The sequence below is a fragment of the Deinococcus murrayi DSM 11303 genome, from assembly GCF_000482805.1.
Lineage (GTDB): Bacteria > Deinococcota > Deinococci > Deinococcales > Deinococcaceae > Deinococcus > Deinococcus murrayi.
The window spans coordinates 53,656-77,395 of record NZ_AXWT01000016.1; the positions used below are offsets into that span (position 1 = coordinate 53,656).

General features: G+C 68.3%; 23 protein-coding genes. 7 read left to right on the plus strand and 16 right to left on the minus strand.

Going from position 1 to position 23,740, the window contains the following annotated elements:
- Positions 1 to 99: 99 nt before the first annotated feature.
- Positions 100 to 525 (plus strand): thioesterase family protein, encoded by a 426-nt coding sequence (locus tag H565_RS0102370; protein WP_027459629.1) that lies wholly within the window; start codon positions 100 to 102, stop codon positions 523 to 525.
- A gap of 82 nt (positions 526 to 607) precedes the next feature.
- Here the strand turns inward: H565_RS0102370 and lon are convergent, their stop codons facing one another.
- From lon to H565_RS0102390, 4 genes are all read right to left on the minus strand, one after another.
- A complete protein-coding gene (gene lon, locus H565_RS0102375) occupies positions 608 to 3,055 on the minus strand; it encodes an endopeptidase La (RefSeq protein WP_027459630.1) in 2,448 nt (815 codons plus the stop codon).
- A gap of 131 nt (positions 3,056 to 3,186) precedes the next feature.
- Positions 3,187 to 4,404 (minus strand): ATP-dependent Clp protease ATP-binding subunit ClpX, encoded by a 1,218-nt coding sequence (clpX, locus tag H565_RS0102380; RefSeq protein ID WP_027459631.1) that lies wholly within the window; start codon positions 4,402 to 4,404, stop codon positions 3,187 to 3,189.
- A complete protein-coding gene (clpP, locus tag H565_RS0102385) occupies positions 4,401 to 5,012 on the minus strand; it encodes an ATP-dependent Clp protease proteolytic subunit (protein ID WP_152550585.1) in 612 nt (203 codons plus the stop codon). The genes clpX and clpP overlap by 4 nt, the downstream gene beginning before the upstream one ends.
- A gap of 167 nt (positions 5,013 to 5,179) precedes the next feature.
- Entirely contained in the window at positions 5,180 to 6,859 is a 1,680-nt protein-coding gene (locus tag H565_RS0102390; protein WP_027459633.1) for a ribonuclease J, read from the minus strand.
- 434 nt (positions 6,860 to 7,293) lie between these two features.
- Between H565_RS0102390 and H565_RS0102395 the strand changes: the two genes are divergently transcribed.
- The 3 genes from H565_RS0102395 to H565_RS0102405 are packed head-to-tail and all read left to right on the plus strand — an operon-like array spanning position 7,294 to position 10,683.
- Positions 7,294 to 7,959 carry a response regulator transcription factor gene (locus H565_RS0102395; RefSeq protein WP_027459634.1) on the plus strand — a complete coding sequence of 222 codons (666 nt, stop codon included), beginning with the start codon at positions 7,294 to 7,296 and terminating at the stop codon, positions 7,957 to 7,959.
- Positions 7,943 to 10,240, plus strand: coding sequence for a PAS domain-containing sensor histidine kinase (locus H565_RS0102400; RefSeq protein ID WP_027459635.1), 2,298 nt, complete (start codon positions 7,943 to 7,945; stop codon positions 10,238 to 10,240). The genes H565_RS0102395 and H565_RS0102400 overlap by 17 nt, the downstream gene beginning before the upstream one ends.
- The gene (locus H565_RS0102405) at positions 10,237 to 10,683 is read left to right on the plus strand and encodes a response regulator (protein ID WP_027459636.1); all 447 of its coding nucleotides are present in this window, start codon (positions 10,237 to 10,239) and stop codon (positions 10,681 to 10,683) included. Before H565_RS0102400 ends, H565_RS0102405 begins: the two co-directional genes overlap by 4 nt.
- Positions 10,684 to 10,770: 87 nt before the next feature.
- Here H565_RS0102405 and H565_RS0102410 read toward each other — a convergent pair whose 3' ends face one another.
- The 6 genes from H565_RS0102410 to H565_RS0102435 all read right to left on the minus strand — a co-directional run bounded on the left by H565_RS0102410 (position 10,771) and on the right by H565_RS0102435 (position 14,440).
- Positions 10,771 to 11,241 (minus strand): hypothetical protein, encoded by a 471-nt coding sequence (locus H565_RS0102410; protein WP_027459637.1) that lies wholly within the window; start codon positions 11,239 to 11,241, stop codon positions 10,771 to 10,773.
- A 95-nt stretch (positions 11,242 to 11,336) separates the two neighbouring features.
- Positions 11,337 to 11,897 (minus strand): HD domain-containing protein, encoded by a 561-nt coding sequence (locus H565_RS0102415; protein ID WP_027459638.1) that lies wholly within the window; start codon positions 11,895 to 11,897, stop codon positions 11,337 to 11,339.
- Between the two features lie 49 nt (positions 11,898 to 11,946).
- Positions 11,947 to 12,519: an HNH endonuclease gene (locus tag H565_RS0102420; protein ID WP_027459639.1), complete on the minus strand. Its 573-nt coding sequence runs from the start codon at positions 12,517 to 12,519 to the stop codon at positions 11,947 to 11,949.
- A 60-nt stretch (positions 12,520 to 12,579) separates the two neighbouring features.
- The gene (locus H565_RS0102425; protein WP_027459640.1) at positions 12,580 to 13,263 is read right to left on the minus strand and encodes a MarC family protein; all 684 of its coding nucleotides are present in this window, start codon (positions 13,261 to 13,263) and stop codon (positions 12,580 to 12,582) included.
- A gap of 54 nt (positions 13,264 to 13,317) precedes the next feature.
- Positions 13,318 to 13,968, minus strand: a complete 651-nt coding sequence (locus H565_RS0102430; RefSeq protein WP_027459641.1) for a hypothetical protein — start codon at positions 13,966 to 13,968, stop codon at positions 13,318 to 13,320.
- 58 nt (positions 13,969 to 14,026) lie between these two features.
- On the minus strand, positions 14,027 to 14,440 hold the full coding sequence (locus H565_RS0102435) for a Fur family transcriptional regulator (protein ID WP_034403483.1): 414 nt from the start codon (positions 14,438 to 14,440) through the stop codon (positions 14,027 to 14,029).
- Positions 14,441 to 14,558: 118 nt separating this feature from the next.
- Between H565_RS0102435 and H565_RS0102440 the strand changes: the two genes are divergently transcribed.
- Together H565_RS0102440 and H565_RS0102445 are read left to right on the plus strand one after the other, a co-directional pair.
- Positions 14,559 to 15,497, plus strand: coding sequence for a bifunctional biotin--[acetyl-CoA-carboxylase] synthetase/biotin operon repressor (locus H565_RS0102440; RefSeq protein WP_027459643.1), 939 nt, complete (start codon positions 14,559 to 14,561; stop codon positions 15,495 to 15,497).
- Positions 15,494 to 16,087: a biotin transporter BioY gene (locus H565_RS0102445; protein WP_027459644.1), complete on the plus strand. Its 594-nt coding sequence runs from the start codon at positions 15,494 to 15,496 to the stop codon at positions 16,085 to 16,087. Before H565_RS0102440 ends, H565_RS0102445 begins: the two co-directional genes overlap by 4 nt.
- Positions 16,088 to 16,140: 53 nt before the next feature.
- Here the strand turns inward: H565_RS0102445 and H565_RS0102450 are convergent, their stop codons facing one another.
- The 6 genes from H565_RS0102450 to H565_RS0102475 form a co-directional block, all read right to left on the minus strand.
- Entirely contained in the window at positions 16,141 to 18,000 is a 1,860-nt protein-coding gene (locus H565_RS0102450; RefSeq protein WP_027459645.1) for a glycoside hydrolase family 2 TIM barrel-domain containing protein, read from the minus strand.
- Between the two features lie 275 nt (positions 18,001 to 18,275).
- Positions 18,276 to 18,692 carry a type II toxin-antitoxin system VapC family toxin gene (locus H565_RS14060; protein WP_051363369.1) on the minus strand — a complete coding sequence of 139 codons (417 nt, stop codon included), beginning with the start codon at positions 18,690 to 18,692 and terminating at the stop codon, positions 18,276 to 18,278.
- Positions 18,689 to 19,030 (minus strand): AbrB/MazE/SpoVT family DNA-binding domain-containing protein, encoded by a 342-nt coding sequence (locus H565_RS14065; protein ID WP_034408107.1) that lies wholly within the window; start codon positions 19,028 to 19,030, stop codon positions 18,689 to 18,691. Before H565_RS14065 ends, H565_RS14060 begins: the two co-directional genes overlap by 4 nt.
- Positions 19,031 to 19,141: 111 nt before the next feature.
- Positions 19,142 to 20,221, minus strand: coding sequence for a recombinase RecA (recA, locus tag H565_RS0102465; protein WP_027459646.1), 1,080 nt, complete (start codon positions 20,219 to 20,221; stop codon positions 19,142 to 19,144).
- A complete protein-coding gene (gene thpR, locus H565_RS0102470) occupies positions 20,218 to 20,952 on the minus strand; it encodes an RNA 2',3'-cyclic phosphodiesterase (protein WP_027459647.1) in 735 nt (244 codons plus the stop codon). The genes recA and thpR overlap by 4 nt, the downstream gene beginning before the upstream one ends.
- On the minus strand, positions 20,949 to 22,166 hold the full coding sequence (locus tag H565_RS0102475; RefSeq protein ID WP_027459648.1) for a CinA family nicotinamide mononucleotide deamidase-related protein: 1,218 nt from the start codon (positions 22,164 to 22,166) through the stop codon (positions 20,949 to 20,951). The genes thpR and H565_RS0102475 overlap by 4 nt, the downstream gene beginning before the upstream one ends.
- Before the next feature lie 131 nt (positions 22,167 to 22,297).
- Here H565_RS0102475 and H565_RS0102480 point away from each other — a divergent pair, with 131 nt between their 5' ends.
- Positions 22,298 to 23,683 (plus strand): NCS2 family permease, encoded by a 1,386-nt coding sequence (locus H565_RS0102480; RefSeq protein ID WP_034408108.1) that lies wholly within the window; start codon positions 22,298 to 22,300, stop codon positions 23,681 to 23,683.
- The last annotated feature ends 57 nt before the right edge of the window (positions 23,684 to 23,740 follow it).

The window sequence follows — 23,740 nt, forward strand, 5'->3', positions numbered from 1 at the left end:
GAGGCAGTGTAGCGGGGGGGCCTGAGCTTGCCGGACCCCGTACCGGGGCGGGTTTCTTCACGCTCAGCTTGCCTCGCCGCTCTCTGCTAGCCTCGCCCCATGCGCCCCATTCCGCCCGGCTTCACCCAGACCCTGACGGTGTTGGTCACCGACGACATGACCGTGCAGTTCGCCGAACTCGGCGCGGTGCACCCCGTCTATGCGACCTATTGGCTCGCCCGGCACTTCGAGGAAGCGGGACGCAAGATTATCCTGCCCTTTCTCGAAGACGGCGAGGGCGGCATTGGCACCGAGGTGCAGGTCACCCACACTGCCTCGGCCTTGCCCGGTATGACCGTCACCGTGACGGCGACCTTTCAGCGCATGGAAGGCCGCCGGATTATCTGCGACCTCCGCGCCGTCTCCGAGTTGGGCGACGAGATCGGGCACGGCACGACGACCCAGATGGTGCTGCCCCAGGCCAAGATTGACGCCAACTTCGCGGCCCTGCGCGACCGCTGGCAGGCCCACCGAGAACAGGCGTAAACGAGGAACGGCAAAAAAACACCCCCGCCGGGGCAGGGGAGTGGGCCGTCTGCTGGCGGCTGTTCGCTGAAGGAGGCTTCCCTCACGCCCCCGGCTGCGCCACATCCCGGCCCTGGGTGGGCGGGATGGCCGCCGCTTCCAGCGCGGGCTTGGGCAGCAGCACCAGGTCGAGGACCTGTCCTACCTGCTCGAAGGGATGAATGCGCAGGTCGCCGCGAATGGCGCCAGGCACCTCTTGCAGGTTTGGCTCGTTGTCCTTGGGGATAATGACCTCACGGATGCCGCCCTGATGCGCGGCGAGCAGCTTCTCCTTGACACCGCCGATGGGGAGCACCCGCCCCCGCAGGCTGATTTCGCCCGTCATGGCCACGTCCAGCCGCACCGGGCGTCCGGTAATCGCGCTGATGACGGCGGTCGCGATGGTGATGCCCGCGCTGGGGCCGTCTTTGGGGGTGGCCCCGTCGGGGAAGTGCACGTGCAGGTCCATCGTCTTATAGAAGTCGGGGTCCGCGCCGTAGCGGGCCGCATTCGCCCGCAGGTAAGCGATGGCGGCAGCCACGCTCTCCTTCATCACATCACCCAGACTGCCGGTCATGTTGATTTTGCCGCTGCCAGGAGTCGCCAGCGCTTCGACAAGCAGCATGGTGCCCCCCACGCTGGTCCAGGCCAGGCCCTGCGCCACGCCCACCTGCGGTTCCTTTTCCATGCGGTCAGGGCGGTGCTGCGGCACGCCGAGGAAGGCAGGAATATCCGGGGCGTCAATCACCCGTACGCCCTCCCAGGGGCGCTCCAGCAGCTCACGGGCCGCCTTGCGGCAGAGCTTGCTGATTTGGCGGTCGAGGTTGCGCACGCCCGACTCCTGGGTGTACTCCTCCACGATGCGGTGCAGGGCCGCGTCGGTGATTTCTAGCCGCCCGGTCAGACCGTGGCTCTTGAGTTGCCGGGGCACCCGGTAGCGCCGCGCGATTTCCACCTTCTCCGGCTGGGTGTAGCCCGGAATCTGGATGACCTCCATGCGGTCGAGGAGGGGCCGGGGAATGGTCTGGAGGGTGTTGGCCGTCGTGATGAACATGACCTGTGAGAGGTCGTAGGGCACTTCGAGGTAGTGGTCCTGGAAGGTGTGGTTCTGCTCAGGGTCGAGGACTTCGAGCATCGCGCTCGACGGGTCGCCGCGCCAGTCGCTGCTCATCTTGTCGATCTCGTCGAGCAGGATGATGGGATTGGTCACGCCCGCCGTCTTCATTGCCTGGATGATGCGCCCCGGCATCGAGCCGATGTAGGTGCGGCGGTGGCCCCGAATCTCGGCCTCGTCGCGCACCCCGCCCAGCGCCATGCGCACAAACTTGCGGTTGAGGCTGCGGGCGATGCTCTTGCCCAAGCTGGTCTTGCCGACGCCCGGAGGCCCCACGAGGCACAGGATGGGTGCCCGCAGCTCGGCGTCATCGGTGCGCTCCTCGGCGGTGCGCTCCTGCCGCTCGGCGTCGGTCTCGCCGGGCTTGTGCGTGAGCTGCCGCACGGCCAGGAACTCCAGGATGCGGTCTTTGACGTCGCCCAGGGCGTAGTGGTCAGCGTCCAGAATCTCGCGGGTGCGGCCAATGTCAAGGATTTCCTCGTCGCGCTTGCTCCAGGGCACGTCGATGAGCCAGTCGATGTAGTTGCGCACGACGGTGCTCTCCGGGCTGCCGCCGGGGGTACGCTCCAACCGAGCCAGTTCCTTGAGGGCCTTGTCCTTGACCGAGTCCGGCATCCCGGCTGCTTCAATCTTCTCGCGCAGGGCCTCAATCTCGGCGGGGCCGTCCTCACCGCCGCCGAGTTCCTTGGAAATCGCCTTCATCTGCTCGCGCAGGTAGTACTCGCGCTGATTGGCGTCCATCTGTTCCTTGACGCGCCCGGCGATTTTCTTGTCCATATTGAAGCGCTCGGTGTCGCGGGTCAGCAGCCGCAAGACCGTCTCCAGCCGCGCCCGCACGTCGAGCGCCGAAAGCACTTCCTGCTTTTCCTCCGGCGTCCAGGTGGCGTGGTGCGCGACCGCGTCCGCGAGCGCCCCGGCGTCCGTGAGGTTTTTCAGCCCTTCGAGCTGGTAGTTGTCCAGCCGCAGGTTCTTGTTCTGGCGCTGGTACTCTTCAAAGGACGCCTTGACCTCTCCCGTCAGCACCTGCACCTCGCGGGTTTGCAGCTCGTCTGCCGGGGGGGTGCTCGGCGATGTCTGCGCCCGCACCCGCAGGTAGCTGCTGGGGACCTCTTCCTCGACGCGGGCGCGTTCCTGCGCCTCGACGAGCACCTGATAGGTGTTGTCGGGCATCCGCACCACCTGCTTGATCACCGCCAGCACGCCGACCTCGTACAGCTCGGCGCGGGTGGGGTCGTCCGTGCGCGGGTCGCGCTGGGTCAGCAGCAGCACCCGGCGGTCGCTGCTTTGCGCCTCGTCCACCGCCCGCTTGCTCTTGGGGCGCCCCACATCGATGTTCATGGTGATGCCGGGCAGAATGACCATATTTCTGAGGGCGACGACGGGAAGTTCCCAGACCATGCTTGCTCCTTATCACCGGCCCCAGGGCCGGAATGAGATGAGTCTAATGCGGGAGCCAAGAAAGACACCCGCCCACGATGTCCCGAAAGTCTAGGGACTGGGGCGGGGAAGGGCTGTAATCTCTGTTGCGTTTAGGCAGACTTCTTGAGTCCCTTAGACTCAAGAAGGGCGAGCGGATGGTCGATGTGCTCGGCGTCAAACCGCAGGTCGCGCAGGCCCTCAACGGGCAGCTCGAAGAGCAGGTCGGTCATGGCTTTTTCCAGGACCGCTCGCAGTCCCCGTGCCCCGGTCTTGCGCTCGCGGGCGCGCCGGGCGACTTCGCGCAGGGCGGCCTCAGTGAACTCCAGGTTGACATCCTGGAAGCCAAAGAGGGCCTGGTACTGCCGCACGATGGCCCCCTGCGGCTCGGTGAGGATGCGAACCAGCGCTTCCTCGTCGAGGTCCTGAAGCTGAACGACGAGGGGCAGGCGGCCCACGAACTCCGGAATCAGCCCGAACTTGACGAGGTCTTCAGGGAGGAAGCGCAACTCTTCTTTTTCCTCGCCCCGGTGCTCGGCCCCGAAGCCCAGGGCGCGGACATTGGTGCGGGCGCGGGCAATCTCAGCCATGTTCTCAAAGGCTCCGCCCACGATAAAAAGAATGTTTTTCGTGTTCACCTGCACGAGTTCTTGCTGCGGGTGCTTGCGGCCCCCCTGCGGCGGCACCTGCGCGACCGTGCCCTCGATGATTTTGAGCAGTGCCTGCTGCACGCCCTCGCCCGACACGTCGCGGGTGATGGAGGTGCCCTCACTCTTGCGGGCAATCTTGTCGATTTCGTCGATGTAGATGATGCCGCGCTCGGCTGCCGAGACGTCATATTCGGCGGCCTGCAAGAGCCGGACAATCACGTTCTCGACGTCGTCGCCGACATAGCCCGCCTCGGTCAGCGTGGTGGCGTCAGCAATCGCAAAGGGCACCTCCAGCATCTCGGCGAGCGACTGCGCGAGCAGGGTCTTGCCCGTACCCGTCGGCCCGATGAGGAGGATGTTGCTCTTTTGCAGGTTCACGTCGGGATGCGCGAGGCGCTGGTAGTGGCTCACGACCGCGACCGCCAGGGCTTTTTTCGCCTCGTCTTGCCCGATAACGAACTCGTCGAGGTAGGCCTTAATCTCGCGGGGGGTGGGCAGCTCTCCCAGGGTGAACTCGCTGCCTGCCTTCTTGTGCTGCTTGACAAGTTCGTGCGCCCGGTCGGTGCACTCGTTGCAGATAAAGGCGGCGCGGCCCGGCGCTTCGATGAGCTGGGCAATCTGGGGGTGCTGCCGCCCGCAAAACGAGCAGCGGTCCCCGCCCGGCGTGCCGCGCCCGGTCACAGCGCCCCCTCCAGCGAACGGGTGCTCTCAATCACCGAGTCAATCAGGCCGTACTGCTGGGCCTCTTCGGGCGACATGAAGTAGTCGCGCTCCATGTCACGCAGCAGCTTGTCGTGCGGCAGGTTGGTGTGCTTGTGGTAGATGCCGATGAGCTTGTCGCGCAGGTGCAGCACCTCTTTGGCCTGCACCTCCAGGTCGGGGGTGTTGCCCCGGAAGCCCGCCGACCCCTGGTGAATCATGATGCGGCTGTTGGGCAGGGCCATGCGCTTGCCCTTGTCCCCGGCCATCAGCAAGACGCTGCCCATGCTCATGGCGATGCCGACGCAGATGGTGCTGACCGGGGCCTTGATGTAGCGCATGGTGTCGTAAATCGCCAGCCCCGCGTAGACTTCCCCGCCGGGGCAGTTGATGTACATCTGGATTTCCTGCTCCGGGTTCTGCGAGTCGAGCAGCAGCAGTTGCGCGACGATGGTGTTCGCCATCTGCGACTCGATGGGCGTGCCCACGAAGATAATCCGGTCCTTGAGGAGGCGCGAATAGATGTCGTACATCCGCTCGCCCCGACCGGTCTGCTCGATCACGTAGGGAATCACGCTCATGGCGGGCATTATCGCACGGGTCTGCGGCACGAACGTGCGCAAGGCTGCGCTGGGGGGTTGTGTCCCCTCACCCCGCCCCCCACGTCCCGCGTTTCTCGCCTGGAGAATCTGGGAAAGCGAAAAAACCCTCTCCTGTGGGAAGAGGGCAGCTCGCGGGGCATCTTTCGTCACCTGCTCTAGTCCACAATCAGCGGAATCAGGACCGGGTTGCGCCCCGTCGCCTTGCGGACAAAGCGGCGCACCGCCCCGTACATGTCGTCGCGCACGTCTTCGAGGCGCTTTTTCTCGCGCAGGCCGACCTCGACGGCTTCCAGGGCGACTCGGCGAATCTGACCGTCGAGTTCGCGGTTGGAGCGCACGAAGCCCCGCGAGACGATCTCGACGTGGGGGGTGGGATGCAGCACCGCCGTCATGATCAGGATGCCTTCTTGCCCCATCGAGGCGCGGTCAAGCAGCACATCGTCGCCGATGTCGCCCACGCCGAGGCCGTCCACGTAGACCGCTCCGGCGGGCACGGTGCCCGTCACCCTGAACTCGTCGGGGCCAACCCTCACCACGTCCCCGTTGCGGGCAATCAGGGTGCGCTTGGGCGGGCGCGGCAGCGTCTGCGCGAGCTTGGCGTGGTTAATCTGGTGCCGCGGCTCGCCGTGCCAGGGCAGGAAAAACTTGGGCCGGGCGAGGTTGAGGATGGTCGCGAGTTCCTCCTGCGAGCCGTGCCCGGAGGCATGCACCCGGTAGGTGGGCGGATAGTACACGTCCACGCCGATTTCGTAGAGGCGGTTGATAATCAGGTTGACCGCTTCCTCGTTGCCGGGAATGGGATTGCTGGACAGAATCACGCTGTCGCCGCGCTTGAGGGCAATCTTGGCGTGGTTGCCAAAGGCGAGCCGCCCCAGCACCGCCATGGGCTGCCCCTGCGACCCGGTGCAGATGTACAAAATCTGCTGGTCTTGCAGGCCCGACACCTCTTCTGAAGTCAGGAAGGGGTCAGGGGTGTCGAGGTGCCCGGTCTGCTGGGCCACCTGGGCGTACTTCAGCATCGAGCGGCCTTCCATGACCACCCGGCGGCCCTGGCGGTGGGCGATGTGCAGCAGGTTCTGAATGCGGTTGACCTGCGAGGCGAAGGTCGTCAGAAAGACCCGGCCCCTCAGGCCCGCGATGAGGTCTTCCAGGTTCCGAGCAACCTCGGCCTCGCTGGGGGTGCGCCCCGGACGCTCGGCGTTCGTCGAGTCGCTGATCAGCAGGAGGACTCCGTCTTTTCCCGCTTGCTCGATGCGGGCGAGGTCGGACGGTTTGCCGTCGGCGGGCTGGTCGTCGAGCTTGAAGTCCCCGGTGTGTAGCACCACTCCGGCGGGCGTGGTGAGCAGGTAGCCCATGTTGTCGGGGATGGAGTGGGTCATGCGCAGAAACTCGACGTGAAAGTGCCGCCCGATGCGCACTTTGTCGTTGAGGTCAACCTCGCGCAGGTCCACGTCACTTTCCTTGATGCCGAACTCGGCGAGCTTCTCGCGCACCAGCCCCAGCGTCAGCGGCGCGCCGTAGACCGGCACCTTGGGAAGCCGCGGCAGGATATAGGGGAGGCCCCCGATGTGGTCCTCGTGGCCGTGGGTCAGAATCCAGCCCTTAATCAGCCCGGCGTGGGCTTGCAGGTAATCGATTTTGGGGATAATCAGGTCAATCCCCATCTGGTGGGCATCGGGAAAGGCGAGGCCCCCGTCGACGACCATGATTTCGTCTTGATAGCGGTAGGCGGTGATGTTTTTGCCGATTTCGCCCATGCCGCCGAGCGGCACAACTTCGAGGTATGGAGCGGGCGTGGTGGGGGCGGGCGCGCGGCCCTGCTGGGGATGGGTCATGGGGTCTCCGAGAAGGGGGCGTGCAGTTCTGGGCGGGAGAGCGCCGTACCGCACGGGGGGAGGGGCAAAGAGCCAGGCCCAAAGCGGCGCGGGGCGTGGCCCGAAGGAAAAGGCGGATTGTGGCGGCCCGGTTCCTTGGCGGACAAGCAGGGCGCAGTCCACGCAGCCTAGCACGCTCTGGCCGGGGCCAAGAGACCCGGTGCAGATGGCAACCCCATTCCTGAACTCGGCTGAAAGTGTTTCTTGGCAGAGCAGAGCGATTTTTTCGTCAAATCCAGAGGGCAACTTCAAAAGGGTGACGGCCAGCCGCTCCCGAAGAGTCTGCTTGGCAAGAAGGAGGTCCCCCCGCTTCCGCTGGAGCGGAAAGCCCGCCGAAAAGGGGTTCTCCTCACGGTCGGGCGTGAAGTGCCCATGAAGGCGAGTATCATCGGGGCGTGAGCGCCCAACGGATTCTTGTCATCGAGGACGACCTCGATATCGCCAATGTGCTGCGCATGGACCTCGGAGACGCGGGGTACGCCGTCGAGCACGCCGACTCTGCGATGAACGGCCTGATTCGGGCACGCGAGGATCATCCGGACCTGATTTTGCTGGACCTCGGCCTCCCCGACTTTGACGGCGGCGACGTCGTGCAGCGGCTGCGCAAGAACAGCGCCGTGCCCATCATCGTCCTGACGGCCCGCGACACCGTCGAAGAAAAGGTCCGGCTGCTGGGGCTGGGGGCCGACGACTACCTCATCAAGCCCTTTCACCCCGACGAGCTGATTGCCCGCGTCAAGGTGCAGTTGCGCCAGCGCGTGAGCGAAAGCCTCACCATGGGTGACCTCACCCTCGACCCCCAAAAGCGGCTGGTGACCTACAAGGGCGAAGAGCTGCGGCTTTCGCCCAAGGAGTTCGACATCCTCGCGCTGCTCATCCGGCAGCCGGGGCGGGTGTACTCGCGCCAGGAGATTGGCCAGGAAATCTGGCAGGGCCGCCTCCCCGAGGGCAGCAACGTCGTCGACGTGCACATGGCCAACCTGCGGGCCAAGCTGCGCGACCTCGATGGCTACGGCCTGCTGCGCACCGTGCGCGGCGTCGGGTATGCCCTGCGCGGATGAGCTGGCAACCCGCGTGAGCGCTGGGGGGGTACTCGCCCTGCTCGCGGCCCTGCCCGACCCGGTGTTGCGGCTTCAGGGCAGCTGCGTGCTCTGGCTCAATCCAGCGGCCCGCGAGCGGTTGGGCCACCCGGGGATGGACAGTTGGCAGGCCCTCTTCTCGCCGGAAACGGCCAAGCTGTTGGCTGAGGCCGCCGCGCAGGTGATTGGGGGAGCTGCGGCGGTGCGCCGCAGCGTGGCGCTGCCCGGCTCGCTTGCCCCGGCCCTCGCGACCCTCACGCCCGACGGAGAGGGCGGCGTTTGGCTGCACCTGCGCGACACCCGGCATCCGCTGGAGGTGGCCGAAGAGCTGCTGGACGGGCTGGGGTTGGGGCTGCTGGTGCAGGGGGCAGATGGCCGGGTCTTGCAGGCCAATGCCGCCGGGCAGCGCCTGCTGGACCTCAGCCTCGCGCAGATGACCGGCGAGGTACCCGCGCAGGCTGACTGGCACGTCGTCTCGGTGACCGGAGAGCGCCTCGCCCCCGAAGCGTTGCCCACCCGCGCCGCCCTCCAGACCGGCGAAGCGCAGCGGGACGTGCTGCTGGGCGTAGTGCCCGGCGGCCCAGCGGGAGAAGAACCGCGTTGGCTGAGCGTGACGGCCCTGCCGCGCCCCATCCCCGGCACCCGGCAGGTCAAGCAGGTCGTCACCGTCTTCGCGGACATCACCCCAGAACAGCGCCTGCGCCGTGAGCTAGAGCGCAGCGAGCGGCGCTACCGCTCGCTCGTGGAAGCCACCACGCAAATCGTCTGGACGACCACCCCGGCGGGCGAACTGCTGGGGCCGCAGCCGGGCTGGACCGCCTTTACCGGGCAGACCCCCCAGGAGTACTCCGGCGCGGGTTGGGTCACGGCCCTGCACCCGGATGACCGGGCCGGGGCGCGGGCCGCCTGGCAGCGCGCGGTGGAGGGCGGCACCCCCTACGAAACCGAATACCGCCTGCGCCGCGCCGATGGGGTGTACGTGCCCATGCTGGCCCGCGGGGTGGCGGTGCGGGAAGAGAGCGGCCAGGTGCGCGAGTGGGTGGGGATCAACCAGGACCTCAGCGCGGTCAAGGCCGCCGAAGCGCGGCTGCGCGAACTCAACGCCCGGCTGGAAGAGCGGGTGGAGGAGCGCACCCGCGAGCTGGCCGAGCTGACCCGCTTTTCGACCCTGCTGCTCACCTCGGCGGGGGAGGGCATCTTTGGGCTAGACCGCCAGGGCCGCACCACCTTTGCCAACCCGGCGGCGGCGCAGCTTCTGGGCTACAGCGTCGAGCGCCTGATAGGGGCACACCAACACAGCCTCATCCACCACCACCGAGCGGACGGAACGTCCTTTCCGGTCGAGGAATGCCCCATCTACCAAACCCTGCGCGACGGGCAGCCCCGGCGCAGCGAGGAGGACGTGTTTTGGCACGCGGCGGGGCATCCGGTTCCGGTGGCTTACGTCGTGACGCCGACCCACGACGCGGCGGGCGAGGTCAGCGGGGCGGTGGTGATGTTTCAGGACATCGGCGAGCGTCAGCGGGCGCGGGCCGAACTTGAAGCCGCCGTGCGCGACCTGAAGCGCAGCAACGCCGAACTCGAACAGTTCGCCTATGTCGCCTCGCACGACCTGCAAGAGCCGCTGCGGACGCTGGGCAGCTATGCCGAGCTGCTGGCCCGGCGCTACCAGGGACAGCTTGACGACCGGGCCGACCAGTACCTGCGCTTTATGGTGGAGGCGGTCGAGCGGATGCGTGGCCTGATTCAGGACCTGCTGGGCTTTGCGCGGGTGGGCCGCGCCGGGGGCACGGGGACGGCCCCCATCCCGGTGCCGCTCGACGGGGCGTTGCGGCAAGCCCAGAGCAATGTCCGCGCCCTGCTGGAGGCCACGGGCGGAGACCTCGACTGGGAGACGCCCCAGACCGTGCTGGGGCATCCGGGGCTGCTGGTGCAGCTCCTGACCAACCTCGTCGGCAACGGCTTGAAGTTTCACCGCCCAGGGGTTGCGCCCCAGGTGCGGGTCACGGCTGCCGAGGAGGGCGGCGAAGTTGTCATTCGGGTGGCAGACAACGGAATCGGGATTGCACCTGAGTATCATGAACGGGTGTTTGCGATCTTTCAGCGCCTCAACCCCCGCGAGACCTACCCCGGCAATGGCATGGGCCTCGCCATCTGCCGCAAAATCGCGGAGGCGCATGGCGGTCGTCTGACGCTGACCTCGACCCCCGGCGAGGGCACCACTTTTGAGCTGCGGCTACCCCTGTGGCGGGAGGGCGCGTGACCCCCGCTCGGCCCGACCGCATTGAGATTTTGCTCGTTGAAGACAGCGAGCCAGATGTCTTGCTGACCCAGGAAGCCTTTGAGGGAGCGCGGGTGCCCAACCGCGTGCACGTCGTCCGCGACGGTGTGGAAGCGCTCCACTTTCTGCGCCGCGAGGGAGAACACCGGGACGCCCCCCGCCCCGACGTCATCCTGATGGACATCAACATGCCGCGCAAAAACGGCCTGGAGGTCCTCGGCGAAATCAAGGCCGACCCCGACCTCGCGCCCATCCCCGTCGTCATGTTGACGACCAGCCAGTCTGACGAGGACGTGCGCGGCTCCTACACCCGGCACGCCAGCGGCTACGTTGTCAAACCCGTCGGCTTCGAGAACTTCTTGCAGGCCATCCGCGCCTTTGAGGACTTCTGGATGACCTTTGTGCGCTTTCCGCCCCGCGTATAACGGCCCGGTGGCCCGCCGCCCAGGACCCCTTACAAAAGCCCCGCCCCCAGCTTCCAGGCCGGGGGCGGGAGTGCGTGGGGGAGAGGCTTAGCGGCGGTCGGTGGTCCTGGTGGTCGTGGTGTGGGTGGCGACGGGCACCGGGCCGGGGCGGTTACGGCCCAGCAGCCCGAACAGGCCCGCCAGACCCAGCAGGCCCCAGGGGAACTGACGGGTGTCGGCCACACCGTCGTTGTTGGAGTCCACGACGCCGTCGTTGTTGGGGTCAACCGCGTTGTTGACGTCCTGGGCGGCATTGTCAACCGCCTCTCCGGTCTCGGTGGCGGCGGTGTCCACCGCGTCACCCACGGCCTGCCCAGCCTCATCGACGTTCTCGCCGAAGCTCTCGGCGGCCCCGTCAGTGGTGTCGGTGTTGGTGTCACCGGAGAAGTCGTCGGTGGTGCCGGTGTCGGTGGTGTCCGTGGTGTCGTCCTGGACCTGGATGTAGCCCGCGGCGGGGGCGGTCGCCAGAGCAGTCGGGGCGGCAAAGAGGAGGGCCAGCGTCAGCAGCGTCTTGTTCATAGGTCTCCTTGAGGTCGCTTTGTCAGCAACGGTTGAGTTGAGCACAGTCTGAGCGCGAGACATGGCGGAGCGCTGAGTGCGTATCCATGAGTCCTTCATGTGGCGAGGTCCGTTTCATGAGTGGCGGCTTCCCCCTGCATGGCCTGGAGCACGTTGCCCAGGTGGGTGTCCAAGTCCACGCCCAGTTCCCGCGCCCCCTGCTCGACCTCCTCGCGGCTTACCCCAGCGGCAAAGGAGCGGGTCCTGAAGCGCTTGTTGAGGCTGCTCAGGGTCACCCCGCGAACGTCCCGGTCGGGGCGGATGAGGGCTGCCGCCTGTACCAGCCCGGTCAGCTCGTCGACGGCGAAGAGGGTACGGGCCAGCCGCGTCCGGCGGGGCACGCCCGTGGCGGGTGCGTGCCCCAAAATCGCCTCCAAAGCCGCAGCGGGCAGGTCGGTGTGCTCGCGCAGGTAGGCCACCCCCCAGGTCGGGTGCTCTTCGGGGTGGCTCTCATAATCGAAGTCGTGCAGCAGTCCGGTGAGGCCGTACAGCTCCTCATCTTCGTGCCAGAGGCGGGCGTACCAGCGCATCGCCGCTTCGACATTCAGCATGTGCCGCCGCAGGGACTCTGAGGGGGTATGGGCCTGCATCAGCGCGAGGGCTTCTTCGCGGGTCATGCGGCAGTGTAGGCCGCTCCCCGCTCGCCCGAACAGGGCCGCCGTGGGCCTAGCCTTGCCCGATGTACGCCGCCCATTCCGGCTGCCAGTGGGCAAACTGGCCGTGGGCATAGACGCCGAAGGTGGGGGCGCGGGGGCGGCTTCGCAGGGGCATCCCGGCCTCATCGGGGGTGCGGTTGCCCTTGCGCTGGTTGCAGGGGCGGCAGGCGGTGGTCACGTTGTCCCAACTGTGCCGCCCGCCGCGCGAGCGGGGCAGCACGTGGTCGAGGGTGAGGTCCTGGCTGGAGCCGCAGTACTGGCAGGTATAGGTGTCTCGGCGCAGCACGTTGCGGCGATTAAAGGGCACCGGATGCACGCGGGGCCGCCGCACGTAGCGCCGCAGACGAATCACGCTGGGCACCCGCAACACCGTAGAAGGCGAGCGCACCACGTCGCCGCCGAGTTCCAGCACCTCCGCGACCCCGTACTGCACGAGCGTGATGGCGCGCTTGATGCTCGTGACGTGCAGAGGCTCGTAGGATGCGTTCAGCACCAGCACGCGAGGTGCGTTCAGGTCGGGGACCACCCGCAGCTCGCGTGCCTCCTTTCCGGTCACGCTCGTGTGTAGGTTCACGCGGGGCATTGTAGAGCGGCCTCTTCAGGCAGATGTTGCGCCAAGTCGCTGAGGAGCCGGACGCGCGCCTTAAGCTCTCCACGGGTACCCGCCCCGGCGCAGCGTCTCCTCGGCGGCGGGGCGCAGGAACTCTAGGGCGCCGTCGGCTACGTACTGGACCGCCAGCGCCCCCAGCAAGACCCCCAGCACGCGGGTGACCACGTGCACGCCCGTCACGCCGATGACGCGGGCGATTTGGCCAGAGAGGCGCAGGGCGAGGTAGCACAGCGCGAGCACGAAAAAAGTCACCAGAAAGACCGCTGAGAGCAGCGGCAGGCTGCCGTGCGCGTCCCCCGCCAGAATCATGATGCTCGCGAGCGTTCCTGGCCCCGCGATGAGGGGGATGGCGAGCGGAAACACACTGATGTCCTGGCGCTCCTGCGCTTCCTGCCCCTCTTCGGGGGTTTCCTTGGAGCCGCTGGGCCGGGCAAACACCATGTCGAGCGCGATGAGAAAGAGCAGGATGCCCCCCGCGATGCGAAAAGCCCCCAGGCTGATGCCGAGGTGCTCCAGCAGGCCGCGCCCGAACAGCCCGAACGCGAGGATGATGGCTCCGGCCACCAGCGTGGCCTTGAGGGCGACCCGCCGCCGCTCGAAGCTGGGGCGGTTTCCGGCCAGCCCGATAAAGATGGGGGCCAGGCCAATGGGATCCATCACCACCAGCATGGTCAAGAAGGTCTGGAGGCTGATGCTGGAGAGTTCCGCCACATTCACCCCCTCAGCCTACTGCCCGCCGTTCAGGCAGCGGTCCCCGCGCCCTTGCTGGCCTTAGGGCCGCACGGTGAGGGTGAGGCTGCCGGTCGCCTCGAAAGTCTGCTGGCCAGCCTGTTGTACGGCCCGCACCTGGAGGACGTAGGCGTTGGCAGGGGTGCCCGGCGCGACGGTCACCCGCAGGGGCACCGTCTGTCCGGCCTCTGCCCCGGCCTGCCCGAAGGAGACCGAGAGGCCCGGCGCGGGGACCTGGCTGCTGAAGATGAAGGGACCGGGGTGCGTCTGGGCCGAGTAGCCGCCCACCCGCACCGTGAGGTCGAGGGTGCTGCCCGCGTCCACGACGAGTTCGGCGACGGGGTGGCCCCCACGGGACATCACCACGTAGCCCCCCGCGCAGCCGGAGGCCCGCAGGACCCCAATGTCCCGCGCCCCCACCGCCAAGGCCGGAACGAGCGAAGCTGCGACCAGGCCCAGGCCAAGGGCCGCCCGCCGGGGGCGGTTCCAGTTCAGGGCGGTCAGCGCCAGGCCCCCCGGCCCCAGCAGCAGCGGCGGCAGCAGCGCGAGCACGGTGCGGCCCTGGCAAGGCCCCTCCAGCAGGGCGAGGCCTGCCCCCCGCACGAGCAGCAGCACCAGCGCCCCCAGCCCCCACCCCAGCAAGAAGGCGGGCAGGAAGGGACGGGGGCGCAGGGGGGCGGCGGGCACGCTCATTCCGGCAGGCTAGCGCGGACGGGTCGGGACGTGGTACCCGCTGTCCCGCTGCGCTCGGTCAGTCCGGCTGGGACGTTCCGGCAGAGGTATTCCCGCACTGCGGGCACAGACCCATAAACTCCAGCCGCACGTCGGTGACCTGAAAACCCGCCGGAAGTGCCGAGGGCGGCAGCGCCGGGATGTCGGCGGCTTCTACGTCAAAAATGGCCCCACAGCCCCGGCACACCGCGTGGTGGTGGTCGTGGCCCTCGTGCTTGTAGTCGTAGCGGGTGGCTTGCCCGGCCCGCTCGATGGTCACGACCAAGCCGTCGCGAACCAGGGCGTCCAGCGTGCGGTACACCGTGCCCAGGCTGACCTGCGGCAGCACTTGGCGCACCCGGCCATGAATCCACGCGGCGTCCGGGTGCTCGCGGGACGCCCGCAGCACTTCAATCACCGCCTGTCTTTGCCGAGTCTGCCGCACCATCGTCATGCCCCGAAGATAGCAAACGGCCCGCAGCGGGCCTGACGCGGGCGTTACGGTTGAGCCGGGGCCAGCTCTGAACCCAGTTCATTGCCTTTCGTTCAGCCTATCGGTTAGAACGCTGAACGTGCCCGAGCGCCTCCTGCCCCTCCTGACCGACCAGCCCCAGTCCGGGGACGCCCTGGGCGCGCGCCTGGGGGTGGGCCGGGTCACCGTGAACACGCTGGCGCGGCGGCTGCGGGAAGAAGGCGTCCCCGTCGTGACGACCCGCGCCGGGTACGCCCTCGCTCCCGGCACGCCCGCGCCGGGGCTGGTCGCGGTGACGGGCACCTTCGGGCGGGCGCTGCGCTACCGGGGCACAGTCGGCAGCACCCAGGACGAGGCGCGGGCCTGGGTCGACGACCCCCGTGACCCTGCCCCCCACGGCGCGGTTGTGGTGGCCGAGCGGCAGACCGCCGGGCGCGGACGGCGGGGCCGGAGTTGGGACACCGCGCAGGGATCGCTGGTCTTCAGCGTGCTGCTGCACGGACCGCTGCCCCTGCCGAGCCTCGCCCTCCTGCCGCTGGCCGCCGGGGTCGCGCTGCACGCGGCGTGTGGGGTGGGGGGGCTGAAGTGGCCCAATGACCTCCTCACGCCGGAGGGCCGCAAGCTCGCCGGAATCCTGCTGGAAGCCGACCTGCGGGGCGAGGAAGCCCGCCGCGCCGTGCTCGGCCTCGGCGTGAACGTAGCCGCCGCGCCCCCCGGCGCGGCCTGCCTGCACGAGTTTCGCCCGGAACTGACCCGCGCGGGGCTGCTCTCGCGCCTGCTGACCGAGCTGGAGCGCTGGCTCGCGGCCCCGCCCGACGAGGTGCTCGCGGCGTGGCGACGCTCCAACCTCACCCTGGGCCGCGAGGTCCGGGTCCTGACGGCGCAGGGCGAGGTATCGGGCACCGCCCTTGACCTCGGCGCGGGGGGCAGCCTCCTCGTCCGCCTCGCTGACGGGGCTACCGTGCCCGTTCATGCGGGTGACGTGCACCTCATCGGTTCCCTTTCCGCCCCTTCCCGTCCCCAGGAGGACACCCCATGACCCGTATCTCTCCCGCTACCGCCGCTCACCCCACCCTCGCCCGCACACTCGTGCCCCGCTCCAGCCTCGTCCGCGACGCGCTGCTCGTCTTCGGGGGCGCGGCCCTCGTCGCCCTCGTCGCGCAGGTCGAGATTCCCCTAAAGCCCGTGCCGATCACCCTCCAGACCCTCGCCGTGCTGCTCGTCGGGGCGGCGCTGGGCTGGAAGCGGGGCGCGGCGAGCATGACGACTTACCTGCTGGCGGGGGCAGCGGGGCTGCCCGTCTTTGCGGGGGGCAGCGCGGGCCTCGCCAAGTTCGCCGGGCCGACGGGCGGCTACCTGCTGAGCTACGTCTTCGCCGCCGCCCTGGTGGGCTGGCTGGTACAGCGCTCCGCCCTCGACCGCAAGCCCGCCGGGGCGGCGCTCGCCATGCTCGCCGCAAGTGTCGTCATCTATGCCTTTGGCCTGACCTGGCTGAGCCTGGTGACCGGGCTGCAGGGGCAAGCGCTTTTGAACGCGGGCCTGACGCCCTTCCTCGTTGGGGACACTCTCAAAATCGGCCTCGCGGCGCTGCTGCTGCCGGGGGCGTGGGCGCTGGTGCGGCGGCGCTGAGCGGGTCCTCACCCTCCCCCGCTGCGTTATCGGCGGGGTGAGGGCCTTTTTCCCTATACCTCCGCCTCCTCGCGGTGAGGGACCAGCGTTTCCCGGCGGTTGCGCCAGCGGGCCGAGTGCCCGAAGGGGTTGGAGACGGGGTCTACCGCCATCTCGCGGGCGGTGCGCGGTCCTTGGGTGCTGCGGGCCAGGGTGCGCAGGTCGGCCTTGGGGCGGCGGTCCGCGTACAGCAGGCCGTTTTTCTCCTGAAAGGTGTCGGCGAGCTGGGTATAGCAAAACCCCGACAGCCCCTCGCAGGCGTGAATCACTGAAAGCAGCAGCGAGTAGTCACTCAGGAAGGCGGTCTCGCTCTGTGACTGGCTGTAGCCCCAGCCGCTTTGCCGACCCGGAATGTAGGCGATGCCGCCGAACTCCGAGAGAATCACGGGCAGCCCGGCTTCGGGGAGGTTGCCCAGGGTGAGGACCCGGTCGGCGGGCTGCTGATGCTCCAGCGTTTGGCGGGTGCTCTCGCAGGTGCCGTAGCGCCGCCGCAAGAGTTCGGGGTCGTCGGCGTAGTCGTGCACGGTCAGCAGGTCGGTTGCGGTGTGCTCCCAGCCGTCGTTGCCGACCACCGGGCGGGTGGGGTCGAGCGTCTTGGTGAGGTGGTACAGCGCCCGCACGTAGTCGCGGTGGGCCGGATTGTTGGGGAGGTCCGGCACCCCCCAGGACTCGTTGAAGGGCACCCAGGCCACGATGCAGGGATGCGACAGGTCGCGCTCCAGCACCTCCAGCCATTCGCGGGTGAGCCGCCCGACCGCTTCCGGGGTAAAGCGGTAGGGGCTGGGCATCTCCTCCCAGACCAGCAGCCCCAGCACGTCGCACCAGTACAGCCAACGCGGGTTTTCAATCTTCTGGTGCTTGCGGGCACCGTTAAAGCCCAGTTGCCGGGCGAGTTCCACGTCGCGGCGCAGTTCTTCGTCGGTGGCGGCGAGCAGCCCTTCGGGCCAGTAGCCCTGGTCGAGCACCATCCGCAGGGAGTAGGGCCGCCCGTTGAGCAGGAAACGGTTGCCCGACACCCCCACCGAGCGCAGCGCCGTATAGCTGTGCACCCGGTCGAGCCGCGTGTCGCCGCGCCACAGCTCGACGCAAGCCCCCAGCAGTTGTGGGTGCCCCGGACTCCACAGCAGCTCGTTGCGGAAGTCGTCGATGCCGGGGTCGGCCAACGAGAGCTGCCGGACCATGTGCCGGTGCGTGACGGCGTAGCGGTCGTCGATAAGCAGTTCGCCCCCCCGCCACAGCCGCACCCGCAGGGTAAGGTCTGGCCCCAGGTCCCCCTTCAGGGTCGCCCGCACGCCAATCTGCCAGCGCTGCATGTCGCTCGTCCAGGTCAGGCGTTCCAGATACGTCTCCGGCACCGGCTCCAGCCATACGGGTTGCCAGATGCCCGTTGTGCGCGGGTACCAGATGGAATGCGGCTCGCGCTGCCAGTCCTGCTTGCCGCGGGGCTGGGTCAGGTCATGGGGGTCGTCCTCGGCCCGCACCACGATGTCCAGCGTGGGGCTGAAGGCCGCTTGCCGAGTCACCTCCGCCGTAAAGGGCGTGTGCCCCCCCTCGTGCTCGGCCACCAGGTCGCCATTGACCCACACGCGGGCGCGGTAGTCCACCGCCCCGAAGTGCAGCAGCAGTCGCCCCTGCCGCTCGTGGGCGTCCAGCGCCACCGTGCACCGGTACCACACCACCGCATGAAAGTCCTCGTCATGAATCCCGCTGCGGATGCTTTCGGGTGGGTAGGGCACCTCAATCTCGCGGTCAAACACCACCTCTTCAGGGTGCGACCACTGCGCGGCGTCGTCAAAGGCAAAGCGCCAGGTCCCGCCGAGGTCGCGCCAGTGCTCGCGCTCCAGCAGGGGCGTGGGATGGGTGGAATAGGGCACGCGGGGCCTCCTGGGGTGGGGGAAAGAGGGAGGAGCAGGGCCAGCAGCCGGAAGGGATGTGGGTCTACGCTACACCCCCCGGCGGGGGGGACTAGGGGGTGGGTTACGTGACAAGCCCGAAAAAGGCCCCCACCTTCACCCGGATGGGGGCTTCGTCTCAGGGCGGGTCTGTCTGCCTCCCGTGCGGAGGCCCTGCCCGAAGGATGGCCCCAGTGTGGCCGCCCGGCCCCGGCGGGGGCATCCGCCGAAAGGGGGAGGGTGAGGGGGGACCAGGGCTACAGAGTCACGATACGAAGGGTAGGAAAGTCGCTGAAGTCGGCCACATTGAGGGTAAAGAGTCCGTCAGCATGGTGCAGGGCGTGGGCACCGATGAGGGCGTCGGGGAGGACTGGCCGCATTCCCCTTTGCCCCCCGGCGCGTCGGCGGGCGTGCAGGGCGGCATTGGCTTGTCCGGCTTCGGCCCAGGCCGCGAGGCTCATGCTGGGGTCAAGGATGATGCCCGTCGCCCCAAGAAAGGAGTCGATCAAAGGACGTGGCGTGTTGGGGCGGGCGTGCAGCTCGGCATACACCACACCGCTGATGACCAGTGGTCCCTGTGCTTGCAGGGCCGCCAGGACTCGCGCCACATCCGCCGCCCTGGGCGTTCTGTCCAGCAGGTCACTGATGACATTCGTGTCGAGCGCGGTTCTCAAGGGCGGTCGTCCCTGGACCCGGCGTCCTTCAGAACCTCATCCATCCGGGTGACACGGGCACCCGGACCGCTGCGCAGAAGGCGGAGTTCCTCGTCACTCAAGCCCTCGTGCCGCGTCTCGCGGATGAAGTCGTCGGTCGTGTAGCCCTCTGGGAGCGGAGCCGCCCCGACCCAGGCCAGAAATGGATTCCCCTCACCCCGGCTGGGGCGAACGTGAATCCCTTGCTCATCCATCACGAACTCTATCCGGTCCCCCTGGCCGACACCCAGCCGCTCGCGGACCTCACGTGGCAGGACGACCTGCCCCTTGCTGCTGACGGTCACGGTCTTCGTTCGCATGATTGCCCCCCTTTCTTACACGATGACATGCAAGGTAAGACTCTTGATGAGCGGCAAAAGCGCCCCCACCCAACTTCCGGGCAGGGGCGCTCGCGGCCAAACTTAGGCGATTTACTCCGCGACAGCGGGCACGCTCGCCACACCCGGCACGTCCCCGGCGCGGCCTTCCTTGATGGCCGAGAGGACGCGCTCGCGAATCTCGGCCTCCAGCTCCGGGCGCTCGGCGATGTAGGCGATGGCCTTTTCCTTGCCCTGGCCGATGCGGTCTTCCCCGTAGGAGTAAAAGGACCCCGCCTTTTTGATGATGTCCATGTCGGAGGCCAGCGTCACGAGGTCGCTGAGCTGGTCGAAGCCCTTGCCGTACATCAGGGTCAGCTCGACTTCCTTGAAGGGGGGCGCGACCTTGTTTTTCACAGTCTTGACCTTGACGGTGTTGCCCACGGCGTCGTTGCCCATCTTGACGGGCTGCCCAATCTTGCGGACGTCGAGGCGCACCGAGGCATAGAACTTCAGCGCCCGGCCCCCGGTGGTCGTTTCGGGGTTGCCGTACATCACGCCGATTTTCTCGCGGACCTGGTTGATGAAGATGGCGGCGGTGCCCGTCTTGGAGAGGATGGCCGTGAGCTTGCGCAGGGCTTGGCTCATCAGCCGGGCCTGGAGGCCGGGCAGCGAGTCGCCCATCTCGCCCTCGATTTCGGCGCGGGGGGTCAGCGCGGCGACCGAGTCCACGACGACCACGTCAATCGCACCCGACCGCACGAGCAGCTCCATGATTTCCAGCGCCTGCTCGCCGTTGTCGGGCTGCGAGACGAGTAGCTCGTCGGTGTTCACGCCGAGGCTGCGGGCGTACACCGGGTCGAGGGCGTGCTCGGCGTCGATAAAGGCGCAGGTGCCGCCCGCCTTTTGCGCCTGCGCGATGACCGAGAGGGCCAGCGTGGTCTTGCCGCCCGACTCCGGCCCGTAAATCTCGGTGATGCGCCCGCGCGGAATGCCGCCTACGCCCAGCGCGAGGTCGAGGCTGAGGCTGCCCGTGCTGACCGCCTGCACGTCGAGCTTGCTCTCGGCCCCCAGCCGCATGATGGAGCCTTTGCCAAAGGCTTTTTCAATCTGGGTCATGGCCGTCTCGATGGCCTTGAGCCGTTCCTTGCTGTCGGCGGGGGTGCTGAGGTCCTTGGGGGTGTCTTTGCTCATGGGGTCTCCTCTGGAGGGGGGAGTGGGGAGTGGGGAGTGGGGAATGAAGCGTCTCTGTCGTTGGCGGCTGGAAGCTGGCTGCTGGCCGCTCCCCGCAGCCGGAACGTGCTCACGGTGTCGTAAATCGGGCCGGTCTTACGGAGGGTGCTGCGAATCAGCGCCATGTTCCCTGCCTGCCAGCCGAGGTCAAAGAGAAGGGGAGAGACCCGCGGTGCCGGTCCCTTCTTGCGGGCCAGGGTGACGTGCGCCTTAAAGGGGAGGTCGTCGGTGGCGATGCCGAGGTCCCGCAGCCCGGCCCGCAGCTCGGCGGCGAGGTCGTTCAGACCCTCCGCCTCCGCCTTCACGAACCAGACGCGGGGGCTGCCCTCGTTGGGAAAGTAGCCGGTGCCGCGCAGCCGCAGCTCCAGGGGTGGACGCTGCGCCGTGAGCCGGACCCCCAGCCGCTTGAGGTCGGCCACTCGGTCGGGCGGCACGGCGGGCAGGTAGGCGAGGGTGATGTGCAGCTGGTCGGCCCGCACCGCCCGCCAGTTGCCGCGCAGCTGCCGCTGCGCCTCGGCGAGGGGAGCCGCCACGTCGCTGGGGACCTTGAAGGCGTAAAAGAGGCGGAGGGGTTGAGGGGCTTGTGGCGGGTGGCTCGTAGCTTGTGGAGGGGCGGGCTGGGGGACCTCAGCCTTGACCTGGGCTTCATGAGCGGGCGGCGCGGCGGGCCTGGGCGTCTTGCGAATCCTCATGCGCCCACCGCCGGGGAGCGCAGCACGCGCAGGGCGAGGGCCAGCGCCGCGACCGCCGCCCGCTCGCGGATTTGGGCGGGGTCACCGGGCCAGTCGAGTGCCCGGACCTCGGCCCGCTCGCCGTCGCTCAGGGCGACAAAGGTGCGGCCCGCGCCCTCCCCCTTGGCGGTGGTGACGGCAGCGAGGCCCACGTCGGCCCCCAGGTGCTCCCGCGCTCCCCGCGCCAGCTCCAGGGCAGCGGGTTGGCTCACGACCCCGTGGTCGCGCAGGGTGACCGGGGTCAGGCCCAGGGTGATGAGGCGGGCATGGTCCACCGTGACGGCGGCATCGAGGAAGCCCGGTTCATCGGCGAGCAGCAACGAGAGCGCCCCGCCGCTTCCGGCCTCGACCACGCCCAGGGTGCGCCCGGCGAGGGCGGCGGTCACCGCGCCCGCCAGCGTGTCGCCGTCCTCACCCCAGGTCCAGCGGGCGAGGCGTTCGCGCACGGTCGCCAGCACCGGGGCGGCGAGGGCCTGCGCCTCTGCGGGGGTAGGGGCACTTGCCGCCACCCGCACGTCTACCCCGGTTTTGCGGGCGTAGGTGGCGACGCTGGGATTGGCCGTCCGCGTGAGTTCCCTCAGCAGCTCGGCCACGTTGCTCTCGCCGATGCCCTGGGTATGGAGGGTCACCGTGTGCAGCGCTGCGTCGGGCAGCGGCAGCCGGGGCAGCACCTCTTCGCGCCACATCCGCTGCATCTCGCGGGGGGGGCCAGGCAGAGCAACGAGGAGGCGCTCCCGGCCCCCCACCCGCGTCCGCACGAACCACCCCGGCGCGGTGCCGACCGGGTTGGGCAGCGCCTCGGCGGAAGGAATGAGCCAGGCCTGCTTGCGGTTGACACCCGGCATGACTCGGCCCCGGTGGGCATACAGGCCCTCCAGCCAGGCGAGCAGAGCGGGGTCTTCCTGTGGCGTTTCGCCGAGCACCTCGGCAATCGCCTCGCGGGTGAGGTCGTCGTCGGTGGGGCCGAGGCCGCCCCCCACCAGGACGAGGTCGGCGCGGGAGAGGGCCAGCCGCAACCCCTCGCTCAGGCGGCCCAGGTTGTCGCCCAGCACGGTCTTGCGGTGCAGCGTGACCCCCCGCGCCGCGAGTTCGCGGGCGAGGTAAGCGGCGTTGCTGTCGACGATTTCGCCAAGCAGCAGCTCCGTGCCCACGCTGATGATTTCTGCTAGTAGCATAACAACCTCGGCTGAGTATAGGCGATGGCGAAGCGAGATGCCAGGGCAATCACCCACCGAGTGTAGGCGGCAGTGGGGGTGAACTGGGGAAGTCGCGACGCGGCCTTTCCTTTGCCTTCATAGTGGGGGCCGTGACGACGACTTCAGCCTCCACGGGCGGCTTTTTCGACCGCTATTTCGGCATTCGGGCGGCGGGCAGCACGCCGGGCACCGAACTGCGGGCGGGCCTGACGACATTCCTGACGATGAGCTACATCCTCTTCGTCAACCCGCAGATTCTGAGCACGGCGATTGACGTGCCCAACGCGTTCGTGCAACTGCTGATGACGACCGCGCTCGCGGCGGCCTTCGGCTCGCTGGTGATGGGTCTGGTGGCGCGCTACCCCTTTGCGCAGGCCCCCGGCATGGGCCTGAATGCTTTTTTCGCCTTCACGGTGGTGGGCGGCTTGGGGGTGCCGTGGCAAACGGCGCTGGGGGCCGTCTTCGTCTCTGGGGTGCTGTTCGTGCTCCTCAGCGTGGTGGGGGCGCGGCAGGCCATCGTGCGGGCGATTCCGAATGTCCTGAAGTTCTCCATCACGGCGGGCATCGGGGCCTTTCTCGCCTTTATCGGCCTGCGCAACGCGGGCATCGTGGTGGCCAACGAGGCCACCCTGGTTGGCCTGGGCCGCCTCACCGCCGCCCCGTCGGTGGTCGCGCTGACCGGGCTGGTCATCACGGCGGCGCTGCTGGCCCGGCGGGTGAGGGGCGCGATTCTGTGGGGCATCCTGGCGGCCACCGTGCTTGCCATCGCCTTTCGGCTCCCGGTGTACGTGGGGGCCAACGGGCAGCCCGCCCCCTTCAGCGGCTTTACCGGGCGCTTCCTGGGCATCTTCGACACCCCGGTGTGGCCCGGCAGCCTCATCGGGCAGCTCGATATCACTGGGGCGCTGGGGCTGGGGCTGCTCAGCGTGGTCTTTACCTTCTTCTTTGTGGACTTCTTTGACGCGACCGGAACCCTGACGGGTCTGGCGCAAAAGGCCGGATATCTGCGCGAAGACGGCGACATGCCCCGCGCCCGGCGCACCTTTGCGAGTGACGGCCTCGCGGCGATGGTGGGGGCTTTCCTGGGCACCTCCACCACGACCGCTTACGTAGAGTCAGCCTCCGGCATCGAGGACGGGGGCCGCACCGGACTGACCGCCGTGGTCGTGGGCGTGCTCTTTCTCCTCGCCATGTTCCTGTGGCCCTTGGCGAGCGCGATTCCGGCGGCGGCAACCGCGCCCGCCCTCATCCTGGTGGGGGCGCTGATGCTGGAGGGCCTGCGAAACGTTCACTGGGAGGACGTCACCGAGAGCATCCCCGCTTTTCTCACCCTCATCGCCATGCCGCTGACCTTTTCCATCGCCAACGGGGTGAGCTGGGGGGTCATCAGCCTGTGCGGCATCAAGCTGCTCGCGGGCCGGGGCCGCGAGGTGCACCCCATCCTGTACGCGGTCGCGGCGCTGCTGCTGGCGCGGTACATCTGGCTTTCGGAGTAGCGGGAGTTGGAAGTGGGGAGCGTCCTGCGGGGCGCTCCTTGCTTCTTGCAGCGCGTG